The sequence below is a fragment of the Aurantiacibacter xanthus genome (assembly GCF_003584015.1).
Taxonomy (GTDB): domain Bacteria; phylum Pseudomonadota; class Alphaproteobacteria; order Sphingomonadales; family Sphingomonadaceae; genus Alteraurantiacibacter; species Alteraurantiacibacter xanthus.
This window is the reverse complement of sequence record NZ_QXFM01000005.1, coordinates 1-9,686: the sequence shown is the minus strand read 5'-3', so window position 1 is coordinate 9,686 and position 9,686 is coordinate 1. Positions and strand designations below refer to the sequence as shown.

The window sequence follows — 9,686 nt, the reverse complement described above, 5'->3', positions numbered from 1 at the left end:
GCGCGCCCGCAAGCACTGGCGCGCCATGGGCTTTTACCGATTGCTCGGACGGATGCTGTTCGGCGCGGCCCTGCCCGAGGAGCGCTACCGCGTGTTCGAACGCTTCTATCGCCTGCCTGAGCGGCTGATCGAGCGGTTCTATGCCGGGCGCTCAACACTGGCCGATCGCGCAAGAGTGCTTGCGGGCAAGCCCCCTGTTCCCGTATCTCGGGCTGTCGCCGCCCTGACACGCCCTGCCCCGCCACTGCGGGTGCCCGAACACAAGGATTACCCATGACCCGCCCCGAAGGCCGCACCGCCTGCGTGATCGGCGCCGGTTTCGGCGGGCTCGCCCTCGCCATCCGGCTGCAAAGCGCGGGGATCGCCACCACGGTGATCGAAGCGCGCGACAAGCCGGGCGGACGCGCCTATTTCTGGGAGCGCGACGGGTTCACCTTCGATGCCGGGCCTACCGTCGTCACCGATCCCGCTTGTCTGAAGGAGCTGTGGGCGCTTTCGGGCCACGACATGGCCGCCGATGTCGAGCTGATGCCCGTCATGCCGTTTTACCGCCTCAACTGGCCCGACGGCAGCAACTTCGACTATTCGAACGACGAAGCGTCCTTGCGCAAGGAGATCGCCCGGCTCGATCCCGCCGACGTGCAGGGCTACGAACGCTTCCTCGAATATTCCGCCGGGGTGTTCGAGGAAGGCTATGTCAAGCTCGGCACGGTGCCGTTTCTCGACTTCTCATCGATGATCAAGGCCGCGCCCGCGCTGATGAAGTATCAGGCCTGGCGCAGCGTCTATGAGATGGTGAGCAAGTTCATTCGCAGCGAGAAGCTGCGTCAGGCGCTGAGCTTCCACACGCTGCTGGTGGGCGGCAACCCGATGAAGACCAGCGCGATCTACGCGCTGATCCACAAGCTGGAGAAAGACGGAGGCGTGTGGTGGACGCGCGGCGGCACCAACCGCCTGATCGCCGGGATGGTCCGCCATTTCGAGCGGATCGGCGGCACGATGATGCTCGGCGATCCGGTCAGCCGGATCGAGACGCTGGGCAAACGGGCCAAGGGCGTTCACACGCAGAGCGGCTGGTACGGCGAGTTCGACGCCGTGGCCTCGAACGCCGATATCGTCCACTCCTACCGCGATCTCCTGGGTGACAGCCATCGCGGCAAGACACAGGGCAAGGCGCTGGCGAAGAAGAGTTTCTCGCCCAGCCTGTTTGTGGTCCACTTCGGGGTCGAGGGCAGCTGGCCGGGCATTCCGCACCACATGATCCTGTTCGGCCCGCGCTACAAAGGCCTGCTTGACGACATCTATACCCACGGCGTGCTGCCGGAGGATTTCTCGATCTACCTCCACCACCCGACCGTGACCGATCCCAGCATGGCGCCCGAGGGCAAGAGCACGTTCTACGCGCTGGTGCCGGTGGCGCATCAGGGCAAGCTGGCGATCGACTGGTCGGTGATCGGCCCGCAGCTCGAAAAGCGCATTCTCGATGAGGTCGGGCGGCGGCTGATCCCCGATATCCACGACCGGATCGTGACCAGCTTCCACTATGCGCCGACCGATTTCAGCCGCGATCTCAACGCGCATCTCGGCAGCGCCTTCAGCCTCGAACCGGTGTTAACGCAAAGCGCATGGTTCCGCGGGCATAATCGCGACGACGTGATCGAGAACTTCTACCTCGTGGGCGCGGGCACCCATCCCGGCGCGGGCATCCCCGGCGTGGTCGGCAGCGCCAAGGCGACTGCGGGGTTGATGATCGAGGATCTGAAATGAGAACGGAAGGCACGCTCATTATGCGCTCGCAGAGGCGCAGAGGCGCAGAGAGATCGCGCTTGCGGCGAAGCCGCTCTCATCCTCTTGGCCCAGCTGCTTGCGCTTCTGTAGATCCGCTGAAGGCCACCTCCGGTGGCACAAGGCCCTCTGCGCCTCTGCGCCTCTGTGAGCGCAAAAATCTACGGTCGCCCCGAGCACACCACACCCGGAGGCTCACCCGATGAAGCGGCTCGCGGTCTATTGCGGCTCGGCCACCCCGGCTGACCCGCGCTACATGGCGCTTGCCCACGAGGTCGGCGCGTCGCTGGCTGAGCGCGGGATCGGCGTCGTCTATGGCGGCGGCAAGGCCGGGCTCATGGGCGCGGTGGCCGACGGCGCGCTGAGCGCAGGCGGCGAGGTGATCGGCGTTATTCCCACGGCGCTGGTGAACCTCGAAGTGGCGCACCGGGGTCTGACCGAGCTGCACGTGGTGGAAACGATGCACCAGCGCAAGCAGGCCTTCACCGACCTCTCCGACGGCTTCGTTACCCTGCCCGGCGGCGTGGGCACGCTCGACGAGTTGTGGGAAGCGATCAGCTGGGCGCAACTCGGCTATCACGCCAAGCCGGTCGGCCTGCTCAACGCCTTTGCCTATTATGACGGGCTGCTCGCCTTCAACGCGCATATGGCCGAGGTCGGCTTCGTTCGCAGCGCACACCGCGATATCCTGATCTCCGCCGACACCCTCGACGAATTGCTGGAAAAGATGGCCAACTTCACACCGGCAAAAACGGTGGTGCAGATGCGGGTGGACGACCTGTGAAGCGCATCGCCCCCCGCCCGCTGGTCGCCAGCCTCGTGGTCAACCAGCCCTATCGCGCGGCAGGTGGCGGGCGCAGCCGTGCCGCACTGGTGAAGCGCGCGGGCGAATCCATCGCACTCGGCTCGAAGAGTTTCGCCAGCGCCTCGCTGTTGTTCGACAAGGCCACACGTGAGCGCGCGCACCTGCTTTACGCCTGGTGCCGCCGCTGCGATGACATCGCCGACGGGCAGGATCACGGCGGCCCGCTCAGCATCGACGAGAAGCAGGGCCATGACCGGGTCGAGGCGATCCGCATCCTCACCCACCGCGCGCTCGATGGCCAGCCGACTTCGGACCTCGCGTTCGATGCTTTGGGGCTGGTCGCCTCCGAATGCGGGCTGACGCAGGCGATGTGCGACGATGTGATCGACGGCTTCGCGCTTGACGCCGAGGGCTGGCGTCCGCGCACCGAGGCAGACCTGATGCGCTATTGCTACCATGTCGCGGGCGCAGTGGGCGTGATGATGGCCAAGGTCATGGGCGTGCCCGACAGCGAGGACGAGACGCTCGACCGTGCCTGCGACCTCGGGCTCGCGTTCCAGCTCAGCAACATCGCGCGCGACCTGTCCGAAGACGATGCGGTGGGGCGCTGTTATCTGCCGGTCGAATGGCTGGTGGAAATGGACATTCCTCCGGGCCAGCACATGAAGCCGATGTATCGTGCGCAGTTGGTCACGCTGGCGCGGCGGCTGGTGCATTTGGCCGAGAGCCACGAGGCAGCGGCGCGTCTGGGCGCGCGGCACCTGCGCTTTCGCCAGCGCTGGGCGGTGCTGGCGGCGACCAACATCTATGGCGCGATCGGGCGCAAGGTGGTCGAGCAGGCGGAGCTGGCCTGGGACCACCGCATTCACACCACGAAGCTGGAGAAGCTGGGGCATGTGCTGTCGGCACTGAAGGAGGCCCGGCTCGGGGCCTGGCCGCCGAGCGAAATGCCCCGCTGGACCCGCGGCGAACTGATGGTGCGTGCAAGGATGGCGGGGAGGCCCGCCGAGGTGAAGTTCACGCCGCTGCGCGATGAGGATGTGCGCAAGAAGGAGGATTGATCCTCCCGCTCGCCCTGAGTGCCCCAATCCCCCACATCCGCTCGCCCTAAGCGGACCCATTCTCCCACATCCGCTCACCCTGAGCTTGTCGAAGGGTTGTCCTTCCCCTTGAGGCTGGCGCGGAGTTCCAAGAGAAGAGCAGTCCTTCGACAAGCTCAGGACGAGCGGGTGTGGGGTCTAACCCGCGAGAAATTCCTCAAGCCCCGCCTGCTGCTCCACGCTCATATGCAGGCCCAGCTTAGTGCGCCGCCAGAGAATATCCTCGGCCGTCTGCGCCCATTCCTCGCGGCGCAGGTAGTCCACCTCGGCCTCGCTCAGCCCGCAGCCGAAGTCGCGGCCCAGATCGGCGCACGCCTTCGCCTCGCCCAGCCACAGCACCGCATCGAGCCCATAGGCGCGGGCCACCCGCAGAGCCTCGGCCTCGCTCAGGAACGGATAGTCCGCCTGCAATTCGCGCACGAGGATCGGCTGCGCAAGCTTGGGGAAATCACCCCCCGGCAGCGGCGCATCGGCGGTCCATGCAGGTTTGGCGAGGCAATCAAGCCGGGTGCCGAGCATATCCACCGCCTCCTCGGCCACATGGCGATAGGAGGTGATCTTGCCGCCATAGATGCCGAGCACCGGCGCGCCCTCGCTCTTGGCCGAGAGCGACAGGCGATAGCCGCGCGTCGCCGCCTCGGGCCGGTCCTCGCCTTCATCGACCAGCGCGCGCACCCCGGCATAGCTGTAGACCACATCGGTGCGCGCGATCGGGTCGGCAAAGTTCGCGTTGAAGGCTTCGATCAGATAGACGATCTCAGCCTCGCTCGCCTCCACCTGATCAAGCGGCCCATCATGATCGGCATCGGTGGTGCCGATCAGCGTGAACTCGCCCTCGTAGGGAATGGCAAAGCAGATACGGGTGTCGGGCAATTGCAGGATATAGGCCCGGTCATGCCCGAAGCGGCGGCGCACCACGATGTGCGAGCCGCGCACCCGGCGCACGCCGAACGCGGGCTTGCGGCCCATCGCTCCCGCCACATCGTCGGCCCCCGGTCCGCCCGCATTGACCACCGCGCGCGCGCGATAGGTGCCCTGCCCCGTCATCACCTGCCACAGCCCATCGCGGTCGCGGCGCGCGCTGGTCACGGCCTCGCGGGTGCGGATTTCGGCGCCCTTGCGCGCGGCGTCCTTCGCGTTGAGCACCACCAGCCGCGCATCGTCGACCCAGCAGTCCGAATATTCGAACCCGTGGGTCGGCCCCGGCAGCAGCTCCTTGCCCGCCGGATCGCGCTTCAGCCGGATCGTGCGCGTGGCCGAGAGGTCTTCGCGCTTGCCGATGTGGTCGTAAAGGAACAGCCCGGCGCGCAGCATCCAGGCGGGGCGCATCCCCTCGCTCACCGGCAGCACGAAGCGCAAGGGCCAGACGGTATGCGGCGCGATGGCCCACAGCCGCTCGCGCTCGATCAGCGCCTCGCGCACCAGCGCGAACTCGGCATATTCGAGATAGCGCAGCCCCCCGTGGATCAGCTTGGTCGACTTGCTCGAAGTGCCGCCCGCAAGGTCGCCCGCTTCGAGCAGCAGCACCTTGGCCCCGCGCCCGGCAGCGTCGCGCGCCACGCCCGCGCCGTTGACCCCGCCGCCGATCACGATGAGGTCGAACAAGGCGCTCACCGCACCGGCACCGTGCTTTGCGGAACCTGATGCAGGCGGCGGAACAGCACCCCCCGCTCGCTGAACAGCACCAGCAGCAGCGCCGCCACCGAGGTGCCGAGAAGCGACCAGGCGAACGGCAGCGCCGTGCCATCATAGGCCTGCCCGATCACCACGCCGACCATGGCCGCGCCGAACATGCGGAAGAAGGTCTGCACGCTGGAGGCCGCACCCGCGATGGTCGAGAACGGCTGCATCGCGATCGAACTGAAGTTCGCGCCGAGGAACCCGAGCAGACCGAGGTTCACGCTCATCAGCGGCAGGAACCAGTAGATGTTGCCGGGATGGGCATAGGACGACCATACCTGCGTCGCGCTCACCACGATGAACATCAGAGTGCCAGCATGGCTGACCCGGCGCGCGCCGAACCGCATCACAATGCGCGAATTGACGAGGCTGGAGAACGCCATCATCGCCGCCGTTCCGCCGAACAGCACCGGGAACCACGCGCCGACGCCGAAGAAATCCTGATAGAGCTGCTGCGCCGAGTTCACATAGCCGAACACGCCGCCCATCAGCAGCGCCGCGCCGAACACATAGCCCACCGCCTGCCGGTTGATCAGCGCCAGCCGCATGTTCCGCACGATCACCGGAACGTCGATATGCTGGCGGTTATCCTCGGTCAGCGTCTCGGGCAGGCGGAACCACACCCAGGTGGCGGCAACCCCGCCCATCACGGCCAGCCCCACGAAAATGAAGCGCCATCCCGCCACTGCGGCAATGGCAGCGCCAAGGCTGGGAGCCACCACCGGTACGGTGATGAACACCGCCGAGACCAGCGACATCAGCCGTGCCATCGCGTCGCCTTCATAGATGTCGCGCACGATGGTCATCGGCATCACCATCAGCCCCGCACACAACACACCCGTGATCCCGCGCACCCACAACAGCACCTCGAAATCGGTGAGGAAGGCGCTGATCAGCGACAGCGCGCAATAGGCAGCCAGCGAAGTGAGGATAACCGGGCGACGGCCGAAGCGGTCGGCAAAGCTGCCCGGCAACAGCGCGCCAACCCCCATCGCAATGGTATAGACGCCGACCACCAACTGGCGCCGGTTCTCGTCAACCACCGCAAGGTCACGCGCCATTTCGTCGAGCAGCGGCAGCATGGCATCGATGGCGAGCGCGTTGAGGCTCATCATCAGTGCGAGCAGAACCACCAGTTCGCGGCGGCCAATCTGAATGTCGGAGGATTTGCGCTTGGGCATTGCATAGCCCTTATCGGCTCTGTTGCATTGCCGCAAACGACAAAACGCACCATAATTGAGCAGCCATGATGGACGATCACGCCGAGGCACCCGAAGAAGCTGAGGGTCTGCGAAAGATCATCCATGTCGATATGGATGCCTTCTTCGCCAGCGTCGAACAGCGCGACGATCCCTCTTTGCGCGGGCGTCCGGTGGCGGTCGGCGGGGCGGGCGGGCGCGGCGTGGTGGCAGCGGCCAGCTACGAAGCGCGCAAGTTCGGGGTGCGCAGCGCCATGCCCTCGGTCACGGCCAAGCGGCGCTGCCCCGAGCTGATTTTCGTAAAAAGCCGGTTCAATGTCTATCGCGAAGTCTCGGCGCAGATTCGCGCGATTTTCGATCATTTTGCCGAGCATGTCGAACCGCTGAGCCTCGACGAGGCCTATCTCGATGTGACCGACGATATTCGCGGGATCGGCTCGGCCACGCGCATCGCCGAACTGATCCGGGCGCAAATTCGCAAGGAGACGCAACTGACCGCCTCGGCGGGCGTGTCGTACAACAAGTTCCTCGCCAAGCTGGCGAGCGACCAGAACAAGCCCGACGGCCTGTGTGTGATCCGCCCCGGCGAGGGCGCGAAGTTTGTCGCCGCGCTGCCGGTGCGGCGGTTCCACGGGATCGGCCCCAAGGGCGCGGAGAAAATGGCGCGGCTCGGCATTGAAACGGGCGCCGATCTTGCGACCAGGGACCGCGCCTGGCTCACGGCCCATTTCGGCAGCTTTGGCGACTATCTCTTCCGCGCCGCACGCGGGATCGACTTGAGGCCCGTGCGCTCGAACCGGGTACGCAAGTCGATCGGCGGCGAACGGACGTTTTCCGAAGACATTTCCGCGCCCGACGCGTTGCGCGAAACGCTGGCGCGGATCGTCGACATCGTGTGGGAGCGGATCGCCGAGAAACAGGCCCGCGGGCGCACGGTGACGCTGAAGCTCAAATATCGCGATTTCCAGTCCGCCACCCGCTCGCGCTCGCTCCCGCACTGGGTGAGCGGGCGCGACGAGTTCACCCAACTGGCCGAAGCGCTGCTGGAGGCGGAGCTGCCGCTGCCACAACCGATCCGGCTGATGGGGCTGACGCTGAGTAACCTTGAACGCGGCGATGGCAACGAGCCCGCGCGCGACGATGCGCAGCTGAGCCTGCTCTAGATCGGCATGACATTACCCTGATCCACCCTTCTCCCCTCCCCAAGGGGAAGGGCTTTGCGGGTCAAGCCATGTCATCCTGCTCTAGATCCGCGCGATGCGGATGCCGTCGCCGACGCTCGCCTTGCGGTCATCGGGCAACGCCGCGCGCCCGAACCAGCCGGCCTCGACGATCTCCCGGCCATCGCCTTGCGGCGCGCCCTCGGCCTCGCCGATCACGAAGTGGACGATGTTGGTCGCGCCATGGAACTTGCGCCGCTGCGGCCCCAGCGAGCGCGCCGCCTGAAGGACAAGTCCGGTCTCCTCGGCAAATTCGCGCCGCGCGGCTGCGAGCGGGTCTTCATCCCGCCCCATACCCCCGCCGGGAAACTGCCATTGCGAGCCGCCGTAGCTCGGACGCACCAGCAGCAGCTCGCCCGCGCGGTTGCGCGCGATCACCGAACAGCCGTGCACGGTCGGCTTGCGCAGACGCCAGTACATCAGCCGCAAGCGGTGCGCGATGCGGTAGGCAAGGCGCATCGGCGCCCGCGGAATCAGGCGAAGCATGTCACCGTCTGGCTGGCCGCGCCGAGCAGCCGCGCCACGGGCAGATCATGCTCTGCGGCCTGCGCCGCATCGAACACCGCGCGCTTGTCGTCACCGCGGATCACGAACATCAGTTCGTCGGTGTCGAGCAGCGCGGGGATGGTGAGCGTCAGCCGGTCGAACGGCGCTTCGGGCGGGAGCGGGTCGGGCGTCAGGCGGCGCACCGGCACCGCATCGTCGACCTGCGGATCGGTGTTGGGAAACAGCGAGGCGATGTGCCCGTCCGCGCCCATGCCGAGCCAGACCAGCGCGAAATGCGGCGGCTTCGCCCCTTCTTCCAGCGCAACGACGCGCGCACCGAGCGGTTCGAGCAGAGCGCGCAGCTTGCCGGTGTTGCTGGCCGCGTGATCCTCGGGAACTATCCGGTCGTCACCCGGCCACACCTCTATTCCGCTCCAGTCGGTCAGGGTCTGGGCGAGCAGCCTGAGGATGGGAAACGGCGTCGATCCGCCGGGAAGGCAGATCGCGACGGGGCGACCATCCTCGCGCGGATGCGCGTTGATAAGGCGTTCGAGGAAGGCGGCGATGGCGGCGTCATCCGCCCGTTCGACAAGATTTACAGTAGTCATGGCCGCTGCCTACACCGCAGCTCGCGCAATGGCGAGCCGCGGTGCAAGCGCCCTGGCTGATGTGAGGCTCAGCCGAGGAAGGACTTGAGGAACCAGACGCGCTCTTCGGCCATGTCGGTCCAGTCGTCGATCAGGCCGTCGGTGGCGTTGTCGCCCGCCTTGTCGGCGGCTTCCTTCAGCGCCTTGAGGCTGGCAACGAGCGCGGCGTTATCGTCGTGCAGCTGCTTGACCATGGCATCGGCGTCGACCTCGGTGCTGTTCTCCTCGGCGACGCTGGTGGCGGCCATGATCGAGGACAGCGAGGTCAGCGTCTTCGCATCGTTCTTGCGCACGCGCTCGGCGATGATGTCGATCTGGCCCTGAATCTGGACCGCCTGCTCATCGAACAGCAGGTGCAGGTCGCGAAAGCGCGGACCCTTCACGTGCCAGTGGAAATTCTTGGTCTTGATGTAGAGCGCGAAGTGATCGGCCAGCAGGCCGTTCAGCCCTTCGACCAGAGCCTGTTTCGAATTGTCGCCTGTGGAAGCCATTGCTGTTCCCCTTTTCGTTATGATGTTCACTGCAGATAACACCGGACAGGGCCCGGCGTTTCCTCGAAATGGACGATTGTCCTGATCGAGAGAACCGATTGTAAGGTCAAAATATTGCAATCCAGCCAATAACCACGCCAGTCACCAGCAAAGCCACGCCGACAACCGCCCGCACGATGGCGAGCGGCAGCCTCTCCCAGTCGTCGCCCGCAATCGCCGCCATGGGCAACACCGCCAGCGCCCCGACCGCCCCGCCAGCGGCAGTGAAGGCCG

Annotated in this window: 10 protein-coding genes; 5 read left to right on the top strand and 5 right to left on the bottom strand. The window is 66.2% G+C overall.

From position 1 onward, the window contains the following. From D2V17_RS00745 to D2V17_RS00730, 4 genes are all read left to right on the top strand, one after another. The coding region (locus tag D2V17_RS00745; RefSeq protein ID WP_245978396.1) for a lycopene cyclase family protein at positions 1-277 on the top strand (277 nt) is incomplete at its 5' end. Continuing rightward, positions 274-1,767 carry a phytoene desaturase gene (locus D2V17_RS00740; RefSeq protein WP_119591238.1) on the top strand — a complete coding sequence of 498 codons (1,494 nt, stop codon included), beginning with the start codon at positions 274-276 and terminating at the stop codon, positions 1,765-1,767. The genes D2V17_RS00745 and D2V17_RS00740, both read left to right, overlap by 4 nt. Positions 1,768-1,987: 220 nt before the next feature. Then, positions 1,988-2,569 carry an LOG family protein gene (locus D2V17_RS00735; protein ID WP_119591237.1) on the top strand — a complete coding sequence of 194 codons (582 nt, stop codon included), beginning with the start codon at positions 1,988-1,990 and terminating at the stop codon, positions 2,567-2,569. A gap of 35 nt (positions 2,570-2,604) precedes the next feature. After that, entirely contained in the window at positions 2,605-3,651 is a 1,047-nt protein-coding gene (locus D2V17_RS00730) for a phytoene/squalene synthase family protein (protein WP_119591239.1), read from the top strand. 177 nt (positions 3,652-3,828) lie between these two features. Here the strand turns inward: D2V17_RS00730 and glpD are convergent, their stop codons facing one another. Further along, the gene (gene glpD / locus D2V17_RS00725) at positions 3,829-5,304 is read right to left on the bottom strand and encodes a glycerol-3-phosphate dehydrogenase (RefSeq protein WP_119591236.1); all 1,476 of its coding nucleotides are present in this window, start codon (positions 5,302-5,304) and stop codon (positions 3,829-3,831) included. After that, positions 5,301-6,551 carry a multidrug effflux MFS transporter gene (locus D2V17_RS00720; protein WP_119591235.1) on the bottom strand — a complete coding sequence of 417 codons (1,251 nt, stop codon included), beginning with the start codon at positions 6,549-6,551 and terminating at the stop codon, positions 5,301-5,303. Before D2V17_RS00720 ends, glpD begins: the two co-directional genes overlap by 4 nt. A 65-nt stretch (positions 6,552-6,616) precedes the next feature. On the opposite strand from D2V17_RS00720, the gene dinB reads away from it, so the two are divergent. Continuing rightward, positions 6,617-7,732, top strand: a complete 1,116-nt coding sequence (gene dinB / locus D2V17_RS00715; protein WP_119591234.1) for a DNA polymerase IV — start codon at positions 6,617-6,619, stop codon at positions 7,730-7,732. An 81-nt stretch (positions 7,733-7,813) separates the two neighbouring features. Here dinB and D2V17_RS00710 read toward each other — a convergent pair whose 3' ends face one another. The 3 genes from D2V17_RS00710 to D2V17_RS00700 form a co-directional block, all read right to left on the bottom strand. Further along, positions 7,814-8,275 (bottom strand): NUDIX hydrolase, encoded by a 462-nt coding sequence (locus tag D2V17_RS00710; RefSeq protein WP_119591233.1) that lies wholly within the window; start codon positions 8,273-8,275, stop codon positions 7,814-7,816. Continuing rightward, complete coding sequence (locus D2V17_RS00705) at positions 8,263-8,883, bottom strand: 6-phosphogluconolactonase (RefSeq protein ID WP_119591232.1); 621 nt, start codon at positions 8,881-8,883, stop codon at positions 8,263-8,265. Before D2V17_RS00705 ends, D2V17_RS00710 begins: the two co-directional genes overlap by 13 nt. A 68-nt stretch (positions 8,884-8,951) precedes the next feature. Further along, positions 8,952-9,413 carry a Dps family protein gene (locus D2V17_RS00700; protein WP_119591231.1) on the bottom strand — a complete coding sequence of 154 codons (462 nt, stop codon included), beginning with the start codon at positions 9,411-9,413 and terminating at the stop codon, positions 8,952-8,954. Positions 9,414-9,686: the final 273 nt, after the last annotated feature.